Source organism: Serratia sp. H402Y (assembly GCF_051172415.1).
In the GTDB taxonomy this organism is placed as follows: Bacteria; Pseudomonadota; Gammaproteobacteria; order Enterobacterales; family Enterobacteriaceae; genus Serratia; species Serratia ureilytica.
Genome location: NZ_JBPIYZ010000001.1, coordinates 342,138 through 360,186, shown reverse-complemented (window position 1 = coordinate 360,186; position 18,049 = coordinate 342,138). Strand labels below are relative to the sequence as shown.

The window sequence follows — 18,049 nt, the reverse complement described above, 5'->3', positions numbered from 1 at the left end:
CGTGATGAATACGGTTTGCCGTAAAACGGTTCACTCGACGTACTTGCGGCCATGACGGCCCGATACGTTCTGTTATGGACCTTGCGGTCCCTTACAAGGAACCTCTAAAAACCGGCGGAAGAACCAGGCTGCATAGCGCCGCAGCCGCGGGTCAGTTTTTAGAGGTTCCCTCCCCTATGGGATGTGCGCCGGAAAAGAGCCCGGCGCAGCATCTCATTCCGTTTATGCGCCGCGTTGCAGCAGCATGGACTTGATATGCCCGATCGCACGCGTCGGGTTCAAGCCTTTAGGACATACACTGACACAATTCATAATGCTATGGCAGCGGAAAACACTAAAAGCATCGTCCAGATCATCTAAACGTTCTTGCGTTTCCGTGTCACGGCTGTCGATCAGGAAGCGATACGCCGCCAACAGACCGGCAGGCCCGATGAACTTGTCCGGGTTCCACCAGAACGATGGGCACGAAGTCGAGCAGCAGGCGCACAGGATGCACTCGTACAGACCGTCCAGCTTGGCGCGCTGTTCCGGCGACTGCAGGTGCTCACGCGCCGGCGGATTCTTGCCGTCGTTCAGCAGGTATGGCTTGATCTTTTCATACTGGGTGTAGAACTGACCCATATCCACCACCAGATCGCGCACCACCGGCAGCCCCGGCAGCGGACGGATCACGATCTTGCCGTTGCCTTTGCGCAGCGACGAAACCGGGGTGATGCACGCCAGGCCGTTTTTACCGTTCATGTTCAGGCCGTCGGAACCGCACACGCCTTCGCGGCATGAGCGACGGAACGACAGGGTCGGATCTTTTTCTTTCAGCTGGATCAACGCATCCAGCAGCATCATGTCACGGCCTTCTTCCGCTTCCAGGGTGTAGTCCTGCATGTGCGGCGCGTCGTCGACATCCGGATTGTAGCGATAAATGGAAAATTCGAGTTTCATCTGTCGATCTCCGCAATTAGTAAGAACGCACTTTCGGCGGGAATGCCGGGCGCAGCTTCGGTTGCATGTTCACTTCACGACGCGTCATGCTTTCCGATTGCGGCAGATACAGCGAATGGCACAGCCAGTTGGCGTCATCGCGTTCCGGGTAGTCGAAGCGGCTGTGTGCGCCACGGCTCTCGGTACGGAAGTTGGCCGACACGGCGGTGGAATACGCGGTCTCCATCAGGTTATCCAACTCCAGGCACTCGATGCGCTGGGTGTTGAACTCGCTGGAGGTATCGTCCAGGCGTGCGTTCTTCAGACGTTCACGGATCACTTTCAGTTCTTCCAGGCCCTTGGCCATCGCATCGCCTTCGCGGAATACCGAGAAGTTGTGCTGCATGCAAGACTGCAGCGCTTTGCGAATCTCGACCGGGTCTTCGCCAGAACGGGTATTGTTCCAACGGTTCAGACGATCAAGCGAAGCTTCCACGTCGGAGTCGCTGGCGTCACGGCTCACGCCCTGCTCTTCCAACGATTCCTGCAGGTGCATGCCGGCGGAACGGCCGAATACCACCAGGTCCAGCAGCGAGTTGCCGCCCAGACGGTTGGCGCCGTGCACCGATACGCAGGCGATTTCGCCCACGGCGAACAGCCCCGGGATCACCACGTCTTCGCCTTTCTCGTTCACGGTCAGCGCCTGACCGGTCACCTTGGTCGGAATGCCGCCCATCATATAGTGACAGGTTGGGATAACCGGGATCGGCTCTTTCACCGGATCGACGTGCGCGAAGGTGCGGGACAGCTCCAGAATGCCCGGCAGACGGGATTCCAGCACCTCTTTGCCCAGGTGATCCAGCTTCAGCTTGGCGTGCGGGCCCCAAGGACCGTCGCAGCCGCGGCCTTCGCGGATTTCGATCATGATCGAACGGGCAACCACGTCGCGCCCCGCCAGATCTTTGGCGTTCGGCGCATAACGCTCCATGAAGCGCTCGCCGTGCTTGTTCAGCAGGTAACCGCCTTCGCCGCGGCAGCCTTCGGTCACCAGCACGCCCGCGCCAGCGATGCCGGTCGGGTGGAACTGCCACATTTCCATGTCCTGCACCGGCACACCGGCGCGCAGCGCCATGCCGACACCGTCGCCGGTGTTGATGTGGGCGTTGGTGGTGGACTGGTAAATACGGCCTGCGCCGCCGGTCGCCAGCACGGTGGCCTTGGCTTTGAAGTAAACCACTTCACCGGTTTCGATGCAGATAGCCGTGGTGCCGACCACCGCGCCGTCCTGGTTTTTCACCAGATCGAGCGCATACCACTCGGAGAAAATGGTGGTGTGGTTTTTCAGGTTCTGTTGGTACAGGGTATGCAGCAGCGCGTGGCCGGTACGGTCGGCTGCGGCGGCGGTACGCGCCGCCTGCTCGCCGCCGAAGTTCAGCGACTGGCCGCCGAACGGGCGCTGATAGATGCGGCCGTCGTCCAGGCGAGAGAACGGCAGACCCATGTGTTCCAGTTCCAGAATCGCTTCCGGGCCGGTTTTACACATATATTCGATGGCGTCCTGGTCACCGATATAGTCGGAACCTTTCACCGTGTCGTACATATGCCATTCCCAGTTGTCCTCGTGGCTGTTGCCGAGCGCGACGGTGATGCCGCCCTGGGCGGACACGGTATGGGAACGGGTCGGGAAAACTTTGGACAGCAGGGCACAGGTCGAGCCCGCTTGGGAAATTTGCAGCGCGGCACGCATGCCCGCACCGCCGGCGCCGATTACGACGGCATCAAACTCTCTGACTGGCAGTTTCATTTAAGCACCCCACACTACGATTGTTCCGTACAGTAAATAGACCAGCAACGCGACCACGACAGCCAGCTGCAACACCAGGCGAACCGCCAGCGGCTTGACGTAGTCCGTCAGCACCTGCCACAGCCCGATCCAGGCGTGAACCAGAATCGACAGCAAGGTCAGCAGAGTGAACACTTTCGTAATGGAAGTGGCGAAGAAACCGCGCCAGATGTCATAAGTGAGTTCCGGAGCCGTGACGAAAAAGCCCAGGATATACAGGACGTACAGGGTGATGATGATAGCGGAAGCACGCAGCAGCAGCCAATCGTGCACGCCGTTGCGCCCTAATGCAGAAACGTTGTTTACCATACGAGGACTCCAGCCAGAACTGACAGCACGACGGTCAGACCGATCGCCACCTGGGCGGAACGGGTGCCGGCGGCCAAACTCTCTTCGATGTAGCCAAAATCCATTAACAAGTGACGGATGCCACCGCAAATGTGATAGGCCAGCGCCGTGAGGATGCCCCAGAATATGAATTTGACGATGAAGCTATTCATGATGGCGGCCGCCTGCAGGAACCCCTCTTGGGAAGAGAGTGACAGGCCCAGCAGCCAGAGGAGGATACCCACGGCAACGAAGGTAATTACGCCAGAGACTCGGTGTAAGATAGACGCTATCGCAGTTACGGGGAACCGGATCGTTTGCAGATCCAAGTTGACAGGTCGTTGTTTTTTCACGTATTTGCCCACACAGCTCTTATTATTTTCCTTCCTCCGGGCCTGGGCGGGGATCAGACAGCGTTAAGAGCCTAAAACCCTTACACGTCACGCGCTCAAACATCAACATCCTCTGTGCTCAAACGGCGCGCATTTATAACGCTGGGTGCTCCTACTTCAGGGTAATCCGGAGACCTGGCGGCAGTATAGGAGGATCACATTCTGATTACAATTCTCATACAACCGCTTTGATAACATTTCCCCCGAACAGTGATTCAGATCACGGATTTCACAATTAGTGCAAAATTAATTATCTGATTTGACAAGAGATCAACATTTCCATTACATATAGGGGCACAAACGGTCCTATGATGCGCTACGGGTCAGCAGATACACTTCCCCCCGGGTTCGAGTTATGCAACAGTGTATTTGGCGAACCTATCCCAATAGCCGTTGTTTCCCGCTCGATTTTGCCGGCGTCAAAAAGCAAATAAAGCAAATAAAAACAGTTTATTGGGATAGGTTCACATCTCTTCGAACAGCTCATAGGTAAGATTAACAGACTATAACGAATTACTCTGAATCGTTAACAACTGGTCACCCGTCTCGTTCGCCTGGTCAGCACTCTGTACCCTACCCGCGCACAGTTGCGCAGTCGCTCACAGAGTTAGCGTCCGCACCATTTTTTGCGGGCAACCTGCAGAGATTTAAGGTATTTCAGTTGTTAGTGGTTTTTAAAATAAGGCGCTAAGGAGACAGTAAATGACTGATAAGAAAGCGACGCTAACCATTAACGACAGCGAAGCTCCGATCGAACTGGGCGTATTGACACCGACACTGGGCCCTGATGTCCTCGATGTCCGCGCTCTGGGTTCCAAAGGTTATTTCACATTTGATCCCGGCTTTACCTCCACCGCTTCTTGCGAATCCAAGATTACCTTCATCGACGGCGACAAAGGCGTGCTGCTGCACCGCGGCTTCCCTATCGAACAGCTGGCGAAAGAATCTTCCTACCTGGAAGTGTGCTACATCCTGCTGTACGGCGAGACCCCGACGCCGGAAGAGTTCGAGACCTTCAAAACAACCGTTACCCGCCACACCATGATCCACGACCAGATCACCCATCTGTTCCGTGGCTTCCGTCGCGACTCGCACCCGATGGCGGTGCTGTGCGGCGTGACCGGCGCGCTGGCGGCGTTCTACCACGATGCGCTGGACGTCAACAACGAGCGTCACCGTGAAATCACCGCATTCCGTCTGCTGTCCAAAATGCCGACCGTGGCCGCGATGTGCTACAAATACTCCCTGGGCCAGCCGTTCGTTTATCCGCGCAACGATCTGTCCTATGCCGGCAACTTCCTGCACATGATGTTCGCCACCCCGTGCGAAGAGTACGTGGTGAACCCGGTATTGGAACGCGCCATGGATCGCATCCTGATCCTGCACGCCGACCATGAGCAGAACGCCTCTACCTCGACCGTGCGCACCGCCGGCTCTTCCGGCGCCAACCCGTTCGCCTGCATCGCGGCCGGCATCGCCTCCCTGTGGGGGCCGGCGCACGGCGGCGCCAACGAAGCGGCGCTGAAAATGCTGGAAGAGATCAAGACCGTCGATCACATTCCGGAATTCATCAAGCGCGCCAAGGACAAGAACGACTCCTTCCGCCTGATGGGCTTCGGCCACCGCGTGTACAAGAACTACGATCCGCGCGCCACCGTGATGCGCGAGACCTGTCACGAAGTGCTGAAAGAGCTGAACAAGAAGGACGACAACCTGCTGCAGGTGGCGATGGAGCTGGAGCACATCGCGCTGAACGACCCGTACTTCATCGAGAAGAAACTGTACCCGAACGTCGACTTCTACTCAGGCATCATCCTGAAGGCGATGGGCATTCCTTCTTCCATGTTCACCGTGATCTTCGCCATCGCGCGCACCATCGGCTGGATCGCGCACTGGAACGAAATGCACGACGAAGGCATCAAAATTGCCCGTCCGCGTCAGCTGTACACCGGCTATGCCGAGCGTGATTTCAAATCCCAGCTGAAAACCAAGTAAGCCGCTTCCCCGGCTGAAACCGCACAGCGCCGCCCCTTCGGGCGGCGTTTTTTTTGCTTATTTCTGGCAGCCCGGGCACCAATAAAACGGCCGCGACGACAGGTCGGTGCGCACAATCATCGCGCCGCAGCGCTCACAGGGCTCGCCGCTGCGATGAAACACCTTGAAGCGAAACAGCGCGCCGTGATGGCGGTTCTCATCCGCCTGCCCGCGCGTCTGATAGGAAAGACGCGGCACCGCCAGCAGCGCCTCCGCCAGACGCCAAAGCGCTTCCGGCGCCAGATCCTGCGGTTTGTGCTGCGGCGCCAGTTCGGCCTGCCACAGAATTTCGGCGCGCAGATAATTGCCCAATCCGGCGAGAAACGCCTGGTCGAGCAGCATGCCGCCCAGCTGCCTGCGGCGAAAACGCGGCGTCAGCAAACGCTCCTGCACCTCATCCACCGTCAACGTCATGTCCAGCACGTCGGGGCCGATGCGTTGCAGGAACGGGTGCTGTTCTATCTCCTCGCGCGGCCCGACGGTGATGTCGGACGCGCTGTAGAGCAATATTGCGCTGCGAGCGGTTTCCAGCCGCACCCGCAGATCGCGCTTGGTCTCCGGCGTCTCTCCCGCCGCCGCCACTTTCCATACGCCGTACAGCTGGTTATGGCTGTACATCGTCAGCCCATTGGAAAAGTGGGTCAACAGCGCCTTGCCGCGCGGCTCGATGGCGACGATGCGCTCGCCGAGCAAATGCTGGCGGTAGTGCTTCAACTGGGGAAAAGCGAAATCGACGGCGGTCAGCGGCTGATCGATCACCGCCGCCGCCAGTTTGTCCGCCGCCCGGCGGATCTCCGGTCCTTCCGGCATAGACCACTCCTTGCGTAGACCCGGCGCAGCACGATGCGCCGGGGATTCTCTTGATTAATGCGTCGCGCCGCCCACCACTTTCAGATCGTGTTCCACCTGCAAAGCGATGGAAACGGCCAGCTCCAGCGCAAACAGCACCGTCGAAGCCGCCATGCTCGGCGCGCCGGGGTGCGCCGCCGCCTGCTCAGGCAGATACGGGATATGGATAAAACCGCCCTTCACCTCGCGCTGGCCGCTCAAACGGTGCAGCAGCCCATACATCACATGGTTGCACACGTAGGTGCCGGCAGTCTGCGAAACGGCGGCCGGAATGCCGGCCTCGCGCATCGAACTCACCATCGCTTTGATCGGCAAAGTGCTGAAATAGGCCGCCGGACCGCCGGCGACGATCGGCTCATCCACCGGCTGCTGCCCCTGATTGTCGGGAATACGCGCATCGTCGACGTTGATCGCCACCCGTTCAATCGTGATATCGGTGCGGCCGCCGGCCTGGCCGATAGCCAGCACCATCACCGGCTGCACCTCGTCGATCGCCGCATTGAGCGCCTCCAGCGCGGCCCCGAACACGCACGGCAACTGGCGCGCCACGATACGCGTGCCCACCAGTTCCATATCGTTGAGCTGCTTCACCACTTCCCAGGAGGGATTGAGGCGCTCGCCGCCAAACGGCTCGAAGCCGGTAATCAATACTTTTTGCATCCTTACTCCTACAGGAACATCAGGAAATACAGCAGGAACACGTTAACCAACAGCAGCAGCACGCCGGTCGGCACCTGCGCCTTGATCACCGCATTCTTGTCCGGCAACTCCAGCAGCGCCGCCGGCACAATGTTGAAGTTCGCCGCCATCGGCGTCATCAGGGTGCCGCAATAGCCGGAGAACATGCCGATCGCCGCCATCACCGCCGGGTTGCCGCCGTGCTGCAACACCAGGATCGGAATGCCGATGCCGGCGGTAACGATCGGGAAAGCGGCGAAGGCGTTGCCCATCACCATGGTCAGCACCGCCATACCGATAGCGTAGACCGCCACGGCGATAAAGCGGTTATCGACCGCCAGATATTCCTGGGTCAAATGCGAGATCGCGGTACCAACGCCGGCGACGGTAAACAGCAGCCCCAGCGTGGCGAGGATCTGCGGCAGAATGAACGCCCAGCCGATCGAATCCAGCAGGCGCCGCGCTTCCTGTATCGGCTGCAGCGCCTTCTCATGGGTCATTGTCACCGCGATCGCCAACCCGATCAGGCAGCCGACGGTCATCGAGAACAGGGTGATCAGCGTCGCGTGGTTACCGCTGCCGAATACCGCGTTTTGCAACGCCGGCACGTTGTTGAACAGCAGCACGCCGACCACCGTCACCACCGGGATCGCCAGCGCGGGAATGAACAGCTTGTTGCCCAGGCGCTTGGCGCTCGCCTCGCGCTCCTGCGGCGTCCGCTGGTGATAGCTGCCGAGGCGCACGCCGCCGAAGCCGGCAATCAGGGCCATCACCACCACCACCGCGCCAACGATGATATGCAGCATGCGTTTTTCGTTACTGCCCTCGCCCAGTACATCGCCCAGCAGGCGATAAGTCCAGTCGCCGACCAGGAATACCAGGCCGTACAGCCCCCAAAACAGCCCGGTGGTGATGCGGCGCGGGTTGGCGCGATCGCGCAAGGACATCACCGCCACAATCAGCAGCACCGCGCCGGCCAGCCAGTAAAGGTATTGTTGCTGGAAGTTCATCGCGCTTCCCCCTTCGCCTGCAGCGCCGCCTGATTCAGCTGCGCCAGCTCGGCGCTCAGCTGTTTATCCATCCGATACAGCCGGAACGCGTGGATCAGGAAAGCGAAAATGGCGGTCGGAATGCCCCACAGCGCGATATGCAGCGGCTCGGTCTGAATGCCGCCGGACTCCAGCATAAAGTTATGCATGAAGATGATCGCACCGAAGGCCACGAAGATATCCTCGCCGAAGAACAGCCCGACGTTGTCGGTAGCGGCCGACATGGCGCGCAGGCGGTGGCGGGTACGCTCCGGCAGCTCGCCGTAGCGGTTTTCCGTCGCCCCTTCCGCCATCGGCGCCAGCAGCGGCCGCACCATCTGCGGATGCCCGCCCAGGCTGGTCAGCCCCATCGCCGCGGTGATCTCGCGCACGAACAGGTACACGATCAGCAAACGGCCGGCGGTGGCGCTTTTGATCTTGGCGATCCACGCCTGCGCCCGCTCTTTAAGCCCGTGACGTTCCAGCAGGCCGATCACCGCCAGCGGCAGCAGCAGGATCAGCGGCAGGTTTCGGGTATTGAGAAAGCCCTCGCCGAGCTTTTCCAGAATGACGTCCAGCGGCATCAGCGCCGCCAGACCGGTAATGATGCCGGCGGCGATCACCACCAGCACCGGATTGAAACGCAATACAAACCCGACCACGATCGCGGCGATGCCGATCAGTGGCCAGAGATTCACGGCCTGTTCCATAGTCTTCCCTCGATATTTTCTAATAATTTTTTGTTTGTGATGTTATGTCTTGCTTTACTGCTCTGCGCTGACGCGGATGCCCTGTTGAACAAAACTGTCCCGCAGCTTGCGCGCATACGCCAGCGCATGCTCGCCGTCCCCGTGCAGACAGACGGTCTCCGCCTGTACGGCGGTCCAAACGCCATCGACGCTGCGCACCCGGTGATGGCGCACCATCTCCAGGGTTTGCGCCAGCGCTTGTTCATCATCCTCGATCAATGCCCCCGGCAAACCGCGCGGTACCAGCGTGCCGTCGGCCTGATAACCGCGATCGGCGAACACCTCCTGCCGGGTGGTCAGACCGAGCCGTTGCCCGGCGCGGATCAGCTCGCTGCCGGCCAGCCCCACCAGCCGCAGCGCCGGATCGACCGCCTGCACCGCCCGGGCGATGGCTTCCGCCAGCGCCGGCTCAACCGCCGCCTGGTTGTACAGCATGCCGTGCGGCTTAACGTGCACCATCACCCCGCCCTCGGCGCGGGCGATGGCCGCCAGCGCCCCGAGCTGATACACCACCTGCGCGTACACCGTTTCCGGCGGCAGCTGCATGCGAGTGCGGCCGAAATTCTCCCGATCGGGAAAACTCGGGTGGGCGCCGATCGCCACGCCGTACTGCAATGCCCAGCGCACCGACTGACGCATGGTCTGCGCATCGCCGGCGTGGAAGCCGCAGGCGATGTTGGCCGAACTCACCAATTGCAACAGCGCCTGGTCGTTGGCGCAGCCTTCGCCGAGATCGGCGTTCAAATCAACGATCATGTAACCCCCAGGCAATCTGTCGAAGGAAAAGATCCTGCTCGGCCTTGGCGCGCTGCGCCTCGGCCAGTGAACAGAGAACGAAATGGATCGGTTCGCCGAGACGGATCTGCGCCAAATGGTAAAGATCGGCTTCGATCACGCAGGCGATGCGCGGGTAACCGCCGGTGGTTTGCGCATCGGCCATCAGCACGATCGGCTGGCCGTTGTGCGGCACCTGCACCACGCCGGGCATCAGGCCGTGCGACAGCATCTCTCTGTCGGTGGTGCGTGCCAGCGGCGTGCCGCCGTGCAGACGGTAGCCCATGCGGTTGCTCTGCGGGCTGAGCTGCCAGGCGGCGCGCCAAAACGCATCTTGCGCCTCTTCGCTGAATTCGGCGTACTCCGGCCCCGGCAACGCACGGATGCGATTGGTGAACAGTAACTGCTTCACGCCACAGCGGGTTTGCGGTTCAGCGGCGGATTTGCCCAGCGGCAACCGATCGCCGTCCTTCAGATTACGCCCCTCGCACCCGCCAAAGGCGGCTTTCATGTCGGTGCTGCGCGAGCCCAGCATTTCCGGCACGGCGATACCGCCGGCGATCGCGAGATAACTGCGCATGCCGCGCTTCGGCGTGCCCAGCACCAGCCGCTGCCCCTTTTTCACCGGGTAGCGCCAGCCGGTCCACAGCGGCTTACCGTCCAGCTGCGCGTCGCAGCCGGCGCCGGTCAGGGCGATCCAGCCGGGACGGGTAAACTCGGCGCTGAACTGGCCGAGCGTGATCTCCAGCCCGGCGGCCTCCGGCGCGTTGCCCACCAGCAGGTTGGCGATCTTCAGCGCCGGTTGATCCAACGCGCCGCCGGTACTGATGCCCAGACGGCGAAATCCTTCACGGCCCAAATCCTGCACCGTGGTATAGATGCCGGCGCGCAGAATAATCAGCATACGCCCTCCTTCTGCGGCACAAAGCGTACGCTATCGCCCGGGCGCAGCAGCGTCGGCGGCATTTCATGGGGATTGAACAACGCCAGCGGCGTGCGGCCGATCAGCTGCCAGCCGCCGGGCGTCGCCAGCGGATAGATGCCGGTCTGGCCGCCGCCGATACCGACGGAGCCGGCCGCCACCGCCAGACGCGGTTCGGCGCGGCGCGGCGTCGCCAGTTTTTCCGGCATGCCGCCCAAATAGGAGAAGCCCGGCTGAAAGCCGAGAAAATAGACCACGTAGGCCGCCGCCGCGTGGCATTCCACCACCTGTCGCGGCGTCATGCCGGTATGGCGCGCCACCTCATCCAGATCAGGGCCCTGTTCCCCGCCGTAGACAACCGGGATCTCCACCTGACGCGACTCCGGCGTCAGGCGCTCTTTGCTTTCCCACCCCTGCTGCAGTAACGCGAGCATCGCTTCGGCGTCGGCCTGCGGCGTATGCAACAGCAGCGTCAGGTTGTTCATTCCCGGCACCACTTCCCGCACGTCAGGATGATGATTCAGCTTTTCCGCCAGCGCCCAGATGCGCTGCTGGCTCGGCAACGTCACCGGCGGTGACAGTTCAAGCACTACCGCTCTTTCACCTAAAAGGTAATAACGCGCTTGTTGCACCCTTATTCTCCTTATTATTATCGCGCTGAAAAACACACCAGTTATGCGTGACGCAGCCCCGGCTGTCAATAGAACGCAACCATAAGGAAAATAAGGAAATAGCGCGGTAAAAGGATTCAGCCGGCGCGCAGGCCGGGCTGGATCCGACGCAGAAAAAAATCAGGCGGGATTCGGGATATCGATAAAGGTCACATCAAAACCGTGGTGCTGAGCCAGCCATTCCCCCAGCGCTTTCACGCCGCCGCGCTCGGTTGCGTGGTGGCCGGCGGCAAAGAAATGCACGCCCATTTCGCGCGCGCTGTGAATGGTCTGCTCAGACACTTCACCGCTGATGAAAGCATCGACGCCGAAGCGCGCCGCGCTGTCGATAAAGCCCTGGCCGCCGCCGGTGCACCAGGCCACTCGGCGAATATGCTCAGGCGCGTTATCGCCGCAGTGCAGCACCGCGCGCCCCAGCCGGCTTTCGATGCGCTGTTGCAGCGCTTCGCCGGTCAGCGGCTGTTCGAATTCCCCGTGCGGCACCAGCGGCTCGACGTCGCCAATCACCCGAATGCCCAGCGCCTGCGCCAGCTGCGCGTTGTTGCCCAGCACCGGATGCGCGTCCAGCGGCAAGTGGTAGCCGTACAGATTGATGTCGTGGGTCAACAGCGTTTTCAGACGGTTGCGCTTCATGCCGCGCACCGCCGGCGCCTCGTTTTTCCAGAAATAGCCGTGATGCACGATGATCGCGTCGGCCTGATGCGCCACCGCGGCGTCCAACAGCGCCTGACAGGCAGTGACGCCGGTCACGATGCGCTGCACGTGCGGGCGCCCTTCCACCTGCAATCCATTGGGGGCATAGTCCTGAAACGCCGCGGCGTTCAGTTCCGTGTTGATCAGTTGTTCCAGATCGAGGTTACGCATTCTCTTCTCTCTTCATAGTCAAAATGTCTGCCGGTCGCCCTGCGCCATCAGGATGAATTTCACCCCCAGATCGTTGCCCTGCGCCAGCTGCTGCGAAATGGCGGCGCGCGCCTCTTCGCCCTGCTTCAGGCTCGGTTTGATGTGGCTGATCACCACCGGCAGACCGTTCAGCGAGCCTTCGCCGCCGCTGTACTGCGTCAGGTTCTTCAGCTCCTTCAGCAGCCAGGCCGGCGTCAGATGGCCGTACAGATGTTTGTCCTCCACCCCGTTAGGGTAAGAGGTTTCGATAATCATGCCCTTGAGCTTTTTCTGCTCGACAAGCGGCCCCAGCACGCGCCACACGGTATCGAGATCGCGCGACTGCTCCACCTTGTCCGGCCCGGTATCGCCGAAGTAGGCGAAGAACTCGTTGCCGTTGGAAATCAGCAGCATTGATGACGGGTAGCGATCGTGGCTGAGCGGGTACATCACGCCGGTCAACCCGGTCAGGCCGAGGGTAAAGCGCTGCTGCGGCCGCACCGTTTGCAGCCGGTAGGTGCCCAGCCGCGAGCCGTTGCCGGCGTCGGTAAAGTTCGGCCAGGCCTTCCAGTTGAAGTAATGGTTGCGCAGGGTCAGCACGGTGTCCGCCTGGGCGTAAACGGTTTTTTTATTATCTTCGGGCGAGCCGACGATCAGCCCCGCCACGTGGTCCAGATGGCCGTGGCTGATGAAATAGCCGCCGATCAACTGCCGGAACACATAGCCCTGCGGCGTATAAGGCGCGGCCAGCTCGGGGGTCACCTGCGGGAAACTGCCCTTCTCCAGCCCTTTGGCGATGCCCGGCAGCAGCGAGCCGGCGTCCAGCGCCACATACTGCGGCTGATTATCGCTGCGGATCAGATAAGAGGTCAGGTTGCCGTCGCTGACGCCGCCGTCGACGCCCAGCGCCACCACGTCAAAGCCGGCGATCGCCAGCGCGGAATAGCCGCTCAGGCACAGAGCCAGCACCTTTTTCATCATTACGTCGCTCCTTGCAGTTGCCTCAAGACTCTCCCCGTTTCGCCGCCTCGAACGCCGCCAACGTCTCCACGCGGGCTTGTTTGTGATCGACGATCGGCAGCGGGTAGTTCAGCGTACGGCGCTGCTTTTCCGCCCAGCGGTGGGGGTAATGGATGTCATTGTCGGGCACATCCGCCAGTTCCGGCAACCATTTACGGATGAAAGTGCCTTGTGGATCAAAACGTTCACCCTGGGTGGTCGGGTTAAAGATGCGGAAATACGGCGCGGCGTCGGTGCCGGTGGAGGCCGCCCACTGCCAGCCGCCGTTATTGGCCGCCAGATCCCCGTCCAGCAGTTGCGACATGAAATAGCGCTCCCCGGCGCGCCAGTCGATCAGCAGATCCTTCACCAGAAAACTGGCGCTGATCATGCGCAGCCGGTTGTGCATCCAGCCGGTAGCGTTCAGTTGGCGCATGGCGGCATCGACGATCGGATAGCCGGTTTCGCCCCGCTGCCAGGCCTGCAGCTTCGCCGCGTCAGCGCTCCAGCGCACCTTGTCCGTCCAGGCGATAAAGGGACGATGGCGGCACAGCTCGGGGTAGGCCACCAGCAGGTGGCGATAGAACTCGCGCCAAATCAGCTCGTTCAGCCAGGCGAAAGCGCCGCTCTCGCGATCTTCCAGCAGCTGCGGGCATTCGGCGCGCAGGCGGTTAAAACACTGGCGCGGCGACAGCGCGCCGATCGCCAGATAGGGCGACAGGCTGCTGGTGCCGGCGATGGCGGGCAGATCGCGCTGCCGAAGGTAATCTTGCACCTGCTCACGACAAAAGGCGCGCAGCCGCTGCAGCGCGGCCTCCTCGCCGGCGGGATAATCATCCCCGATGTCCGCCGCGGGATAATCGAACGCCGCCGGCGCTTCAGGCGCAGGCAACGCGCCATCGGCACGGATCTTCGGCGCCGGCAGGCAGCTCACGTCGGACTCAGTCAGGCGCTGAATGAAGGCGTTGCGAAACGGCGTATAAACCTTGTACATCTCGCCGCCGCCGGTTAGCACGCTGCCCGGCGGCAACAGCAGGCTGTCATCAAAACCGTGGCACGTTACCCGTCCATTCAACTGCTGCTCCAGCCGCGCATCGCGTCGCCGTTCATTCAGTTCGTACTGGCGGTTGTAAAATAGCGCGTCCACCTGCTCTCGCCGGCAATACTCCGCCAGCCAGTCGATCGACGCGGCAAAGTCCGTGCCGGCATGGCAATGCAGCGCAATGCCCTTTTGCGCCAGCGCCTGCTGTACCGCCCGCAGGCTGGCGTGGATCAGCGCCGCCTGCCGCGGCGCCATCTCATGTTCCCGCCACTGCTGCGGGGTGGCGATAAACACCGCCAGCACCCGGGCTTTGGGATCGCTGCAGGCAGCGTGCAGCGCTTTGTTGTCGGTGATACGCAGATCGTTACGCAACCAGACCAGATGCGTGGTCATAAAATTCCCTTGTCAATCAATGGCCGTAACGCAAACGCAGCGCCTCCGGATAAGGTTCGAAATAGCGTTGTTCCGCCAAATAACTGTCGGGGTATTCCGCCATGTAATGCTTAAGCAAGGCGATCGGCGCCAGCAGCGGCTGCATGCCCTGCCGGTAGCGGTCGATCAGGTGCGCCAGCTCCTGGCGCTGCGCCGCGCTGAGCTGGCGGCGGAAGTAACCCTGCACGTGCATCAGCACGTTGGTATGGTTGCGGCGCGTCGCCTTGTGCGCCAACAGCGCCATCAGGCGGCTGCGGTACTCCACGGCGAAGTCTTCCAGCGAGTCCCAGCGATGAATGTCGGCGACGAAACGCCCCAGTTCGCGGTACGCCGGCTGCGAATGCGCCAGCAGCGACAGCTTGTAGCGGCTGTGAAACGCGATCAGCCCGCCGCGGGTCAGCCCCTGACGCCATAGCATGTTCAACTCATACAGCGCGTACACTCGCTCGATAAAGTTTTCCCGCAGCGCCGCATCCTGCAAACGCCCATCCTCTTCCACCGGCAGCCACGGCATCTGGCGCAGCAGCTCGGCGGTAAACAGCCCGACGCCGTTTTTACGCGAGTCCTTGCCGTTCTCGCTGTAGACCCGCACCCGCTCCAGGCCGCAGCTCGGCGACTTGGCGCAGACGATGTAACCGCACAAGTGCTGCAACGCGGCCACGCGCTGCGCGGAGAAACTGCGCATCTCCTCGGTCAGATCCACGCCGGCGTCGTTGCTGTAGCGCATCGCCGGCCACGGCTGCGCCTGTTTCACCAGGCGCAGCGCCGGGCGCGGCGTGGGCAGGCCGATCGCCATTTCCGGGCATACGGGCTCAAAGCGCACATAGGGCGCCAACTGTTCCACCGCGAAGGCCAGCCGCTTGTGGCCACCGTCGAAACGCACCGCGTCGCCCAGTAAACAGGCGCTGATGCCGATAGGGATCTTGTCACTCATACCGTTCTCTCGTGGTGTTGGTCGATGGGGAAAGTGTAGAAGAATGGCTTGCCAAATACGACCTTGCGCTTGACGGCAGCGGGCTTGGGGCATAAAAAAACCCCCGCCGCAGGGCGAGGGTTGTTCGTGAGTCGGCAGTGACTCAGTAGAAGTCGCAGGACGCCAGTTCCGCCTGCTGCAGCCAGACCGGTTTATCGCTGGTTTTTGACCAGACGCGGTGCAGGTAGCTGTAAAAACGCCCGCGATCGCTGCGGAACAGCATCACCGGCAGGGCCAAAATGCCCGCGATCACCACTGCGCTGCGGCGCAGGAGAATCCGATGCAGTGAATAAGCGTGATAGGTCGTAGACATGCGAACCTCCTTAAAAACGCCTGCCGTTGATTTGTCAGGGAAAACGGCGTGGGCGTATCAAATGAACAATCGGTAATTTGGTAACTGGACAAAATTTTAGCGCACTTGATGAAAGTTTACTACTCATCCGACCACTAAATCGCACAAAAAATCGCTAATCACCGCGGCGATTCGTAATTTTGTTACAACCAAGTTAATTTTTAACTTAACATTGGTTACGTTGTGGTTATTATCCGGTTCCTGCTTCCACGCCGCTGCCCTTGCTTATTCACTCATCAGGCGCAATCTCGCCGCCAACCTGCTGGTTGAAATGCTCAATTTTTGCTGAAATTTCAGCCATTTTTATACTTTTTTTACACCCGCCTGCGCGATTTTTTCATCTTCTTTCTACCCCGCTCCCTACACTGCCTCTATCAAAAACAACACCTCTGGAGGTGTCCCGTGAGTTTCAGCGTTATTGGTGGTGCGCTGTTGGTTCTGCTGCTGTTGGCCTATCTGGTCTACGCCCTGTTTAACGCGGAGGATTTCTGATGGCGGCTTCAGCCTTTTTACTGATCGCCAGTTTTCTGCTGGTGCTTCTGCTGCTGGCCCGGCCGCTGGGCGGTTTTATGGCGCGCCTGATCGAAGGTGAGCCGCTGCCTGCGCTGCGCTCAGTGGAAGCCGGCGTCTGGCGCGCCTGCGGCATCCGCCCCACCGAGATGAATTGGTGGCAGTACGCGCTGGCGATCCTGACGTTTAACCTGCTCGGCCTGGCGCTGCTGTTCGCCCTGCTGATGGCGCAGGGCTCGCTGCCGCTCAACCCGCAAGGCTTCCCTGGCCTCTCCTGGGATCTGGCGCTCAACACCGCCGTCAGCTTCGTCACCAACACCAACTGGCAAGCCTACAGCGGTGAAAGCGCCCTCAGCTATTTCAGCCAGATGGCCGGGCTGGCGGTGCAGAACTTCGTTTCCGCCTCCACCGGCATCGCCGTGGCCTTTGCGCTGATCCGCGCCTTTACCCGCCGCGCCGGCAAGACCGTCGGCAACGCCTGGGCCGATCTGTTCCGCATCACGCTGTATGTGCTGCTGCCGATCGCGCTGCTGATCGCCCTGTTCTTCGTCAGCCAGGGCACGCTGCAAAACTTCCTGCCTTACCTGCACGTCACCACGCTCGAAGGCGCGCAGCAGACGCTGCCGATGGGGCCGGTCGCCTCGCAGGAAGCGATCAAGATGCTCGGTACCAACGGCGGGGGGTTCTTCGGCGCCAACTCGGCGCACCCGTTCGAAAACCCGACCGTGCTGACCAACTTCGTGCAGATGCTGGCCATCTTCCTGATCCCTTGCGCGCTGTGCTTCTCTTTCGGACAACTGGCCGGTGAAAACCGTCAGGGCCACGCGCTGATCTGGGCGATGGCGCTGATCTTCGTGGTGGCGGTGGTGGTGGTGATGTACGCCGAGCTGGCGGGCAACCCGCACCTGAGCGCGCTGGGCGCCGACAGCAACATCAATATGGAAGGCAAAGAGTCGCGCTTCGGCATTCTCGCCACCAGCCTGTTCTCGGTGGTGACCACCGCCGCGTCCTGCGGGGCGGTCAACGCCATGCACGACTCCTTCACCGCGCTGGGCGGCATGGTGCCGATGTGGCTGATGCAGATCGGTGAAGTGGTGTTCGGCGGCGTCGGCTCCGGCCTGTACGGCATGCTGCTGTTCGTGCTGCTGACGGTGTTTATCGCCGGTCTGATGATCGGCCGCACCCCGGAATACCTGGGCAAGAAGATCGACGTCTATGACATGAAGATGACCGCGCTGGCGATCCTGGTCACGCCGGCGCTGGTGTTGCTGGGCAGCGCGCTGGCTATCGGCACCGACGCGGGCCGCGCCGGCATCCTCAATCCGGGCGCCCACGGCTTCAGCGAAGTGCTTTATGCCCTGTCCTCCGCCGCCAACAACAACGGCAGCGCCTTCGCCGGCTTGAGCGTCAATACGCCGTTCTACAACCTGCTGCTGGCCTTCGCCATGTTCGTCGGCCGCTTCGGGGTGATCCTGCCGGTGCTGGCGATCGCCGGTTCGCTGAGCGCCAAGCCACGCCAGCCGGCGGGCAACGGCACCCTGCCGACCTATGGGCCGCTGTTTATCGGCCTGCTGATCGGCACCGTGCTGCTGGTGGGCGCGCTGACCTTCGTGCCGGCGCTGGCGCTGGGCCCGGTGGCCGAGCATTTGCAACTTTGGTTGGCAAACTAACAGA

The 18,049-nt window shown here is 61.2% G+C and carries 19 protein-coding genes; 3 read left to right on the top strand and 16 right to left on the bottom strand.

Annotated features, from left to right (window positions below):
• Positions 1-222 precede the first annotated feature (222 nt).
• Genes ACSBQS_RS01835 through sdhC form a run of 4 tightly spaced genes read right to left on the bottom strand, consistent with a single transcriptional unit; the run spans position 223 to position 3,453 of the window.
• The gene (locus ACSBQS_RS01835; protein WP_015376975.1) at positions 223-939 is read right to left on the bottom strand and encodes a succinate dehydrogenase iron-sulfur subunit; all 717 of its coding nucleotides are present in this window, start codon (positions 937-939) and stop codon (positions 223-225) included.
• A 16-nt stretch (positions 940-955) separates the two neighbouring features.
• Entirely contained in the window at positions 956-2,722 is a 1,767-nt protein-coding gene (gene sdhA / locus ACSBQS_RS01830) for a succinate dehydrogenase flavoprotein subunit (RefSeq protein WP_015376974.1), read from the bottom strand.
• Positions 2,723-3,070, bottom strand: a complete 348-nt coding sequence (sdhD, locus tag ACSBQS_RS01825) for a succinate dehydrogenase membrane anchor subunit (RefSeq protein ID WP_004939891.1) — start codon at positions 3,068-3,070, stop codon at positions 2,723-2,725. It abuts the gene before it with no gap.
• Positions 3,064-3,453 carry a succinate dehydrogenase cytochrome b556 subunit gene (gene sdhC, locus ACSBQS_RS01820; RefSeq protein ID WP_004939893.1) on the bottom strand — a complete coding sequence of 130 codons (390 nt, stop codon included), beginning with the start codon at positions 3,451-3,453 and terminating at the stop codon, positions 3,064-3,066. Before sdhC ends, sdhD begins: the two co-directional genes overlap by 7 nt.
• A 729-nt stretch (positions 3,454-4,182) precedes the next feature.
• Between sdhC and ACSBQS_RS01815 the strand changes: the two genes are divergently transcribed.
• Entirely contained in the window at positions 4,183-5,475 is a 1,293-nt protein-coding gene (locus tag ACSBQS_RS01815; RefSeq protein ID WP_033642196.1) for a citrate synthase, read from the top strand.
• A gap of 57 nt (positions 5,476-5,532) precedes the next feature.
• On the opposite strand, the gene nei is transcribed toward ACSBQS_RS01815, so the two are convergent.
• The 12 genes from nei to ACSBQS_RS01755 form a co-directional block, all read right to left on the bottom strand.
• Positions 5,533-6,324, bottom strand: a complete 792-nt coding sequence (gene nei / locus ACSBQS_RS01810; protein WP_047025691.1) for an endonuclease VIII — start codon at positions 6,322-6,324, stop codon at positions 5,533-5,535.
• Positions 6,325-6,378: 54 nt separating this feature from the next.
• Positions 6,379-7,023, bottom strand: coding sequence for a pyroglutamyl-peptidase I (pcp, locus tag ACSBQS_RS01805; RefSeq protein ID WP_016928732.1), 645 nt, complete (start codon positions 7,021-7,023; stop codon positions 6,379-6,381).
• An 8-nt stretch (positions 7,024-7,031) separates the two neighbouring features.
• Positions 7,032-8,051 carry a DUF979 domain-containing protein gene (locus ACSBQS_RS01800; protein ID WP_033642193.1) on the bottom strand — a complete coding sequence of 340 codons (1,020 nt, stop codon included), beginning with the start codon at positions 8,049-8,051 and terminating at the stop codon, positions 7,032-7,034.
• A complete protein-coding gene (locus ACSBQS_RS01795) occupies positions 8,048-8,779 on the bottom strand; it encodes a DUF969 domain-containing protein (protein ID WP_016928734.1) in 732 nt (243 codons plus the stop codon). Before ACSBQS_RS01795 ends, ACSBQS_RS01800 begins: the two co-directional genes overlap by 4 nt.
• Positions 8,780-8,833: 54 nt before the next feature.
• On the bottom strand, positions 8,834-9,574 hold the full coding sequence (gene pxpA / locus ACSBQS_RS01790) for a 5-oxoprolinase subunit PxpA (RefSeq protein ID WP_004939906.1): 741 nt from the start codon (positions 9,572-9,574) through the stop codon (positions 8,834-8,836).
• On the bottom strand, positions 9,564-10,496 hold the full coding sequence (pxpC, locus tag ACSBQS_RS01785; protein ID WP_047572334.1) for a 5-oxoprolinase subunit PxpC: 933 nt from the start codon (positions 10,494-10,496) through the stop codon (positions 9,564-9,566). The genes pxpA and pxpC overlap by 11 nt, the downstream gene beginning before the upstream one ends.
• The gene (gene pxpB / locus ACSBQS_RS01780; RefSeq protein WP_071997796.1) at positions 10,490-11,146 is read right to left on the bottom strand and encodes a 5-oxoprolinase subunit PxpB; all 657 of its coding nucleotides are present in this window, start codon (positions 11,144-11,146) and stop codon (positions 10,490-10,492) included. Before pxpB ends, pxpC begins: the two co-directional genes overlap by 7 nt.
• A 159-nt stretch (positions 11,147-11,305) precedes the next feature.
• Positions 11,306-12,049, bottom strand: a complete 744-nt coding sequence (locus ACSBQS_RS01775; protein WP_016928738.1) for a type 2 GTP cyclohydrolase I — start codon at positions 12,047-12,049, stop codon at positions 11,306-11,308.
• Between the two features lie 18 nt (positions 12,050-12,067).
• Positions 12,068-13,048, bottom strand: coding sequence for an MBL fold metallo-hydrolase (locus ACSBQS_RS01770; protein WP_342165510.1), 981 nt, complete (start codon positions 13,046-13,048; stop codon positions 12,068-12,070).
• A 22-nt stretch (positions 13,049-13,070) separates the two neighbouring features.
• On the bottom strand, positions 13,071-14,501 hold the full coding sequence (gene phrB / locus ACSBQS_RS01765) for a deoxyribodipyrimidine photo-lyase (RefSeq protein ID WP_072628175.1): 1,431 nt from the start codon (positions 14,499-14,501) through the stop codon (positions 13,071-13,073).
• 16 nt (positions 14,502-14,517) lie between these two features.
• Positions 14,518-15,474 carry a YbgA family protein gene (locus ACSBQS_RS01760; protein WP_033651168.1) on the bottom strand — a complete coding sequence of 319 codons (957 nt, stop codon included), beginning with the start codon at positions 15,472-15,474 and terminating at the stop codon, positions 14,518-14,520.
• Positions 15,475-15,616: 142 nt separating this feature from the next.
• On the bottom strand, positions 15,617-15,826 hold the full coding sequence (locus tag ACSBQS_RS01755; RefSeq protein ID WP_004939916.1) for a YbfA family protein: 210 nt from the start codon (positions 15,824-15,826) through the stop codon (positions 15,617-15,619).
• Between the two features lie 441 nt (positions 15,827-16,267).
• Here ACSBQS_RS01755 and ACSBQS_RS01750 point away from each other — a divergent pair, with 441 nt between their 5' ends.
• Positions 16,268-16,357 carry a K(+)-transporting ATPase subunit F gene (locus ACSBQS_RS01750; RefSeq protein WP_016928742.1) on the top strand — a complete coding sequence of 30 codons (90 nt, stop codon included), beginning with the start codon at positions 16,268-16,270 and terminating at the stop codon, positions 16,355-16,357.
• Positions 16,357-18,045 carry a potassium-transporting ATPase subunit KdpA gene (gene kdpA, locus ACSBQS_RS01745; RefSeq protein ID WP_342165513.1) on the top strand — a complete coding sequence of 563 codons (1,689 nt, stop codon included), beginning with the start codon at positions 16,357-16,359 and terminating at the stop codon, positions 18,043-18,045. Before ACSBQS_RS01750 ends, kdpA begins: the two co-directional genes overlap by 1 nt.
• Positions 18,046-18,049: the final 4 nt, after the last annotated feature.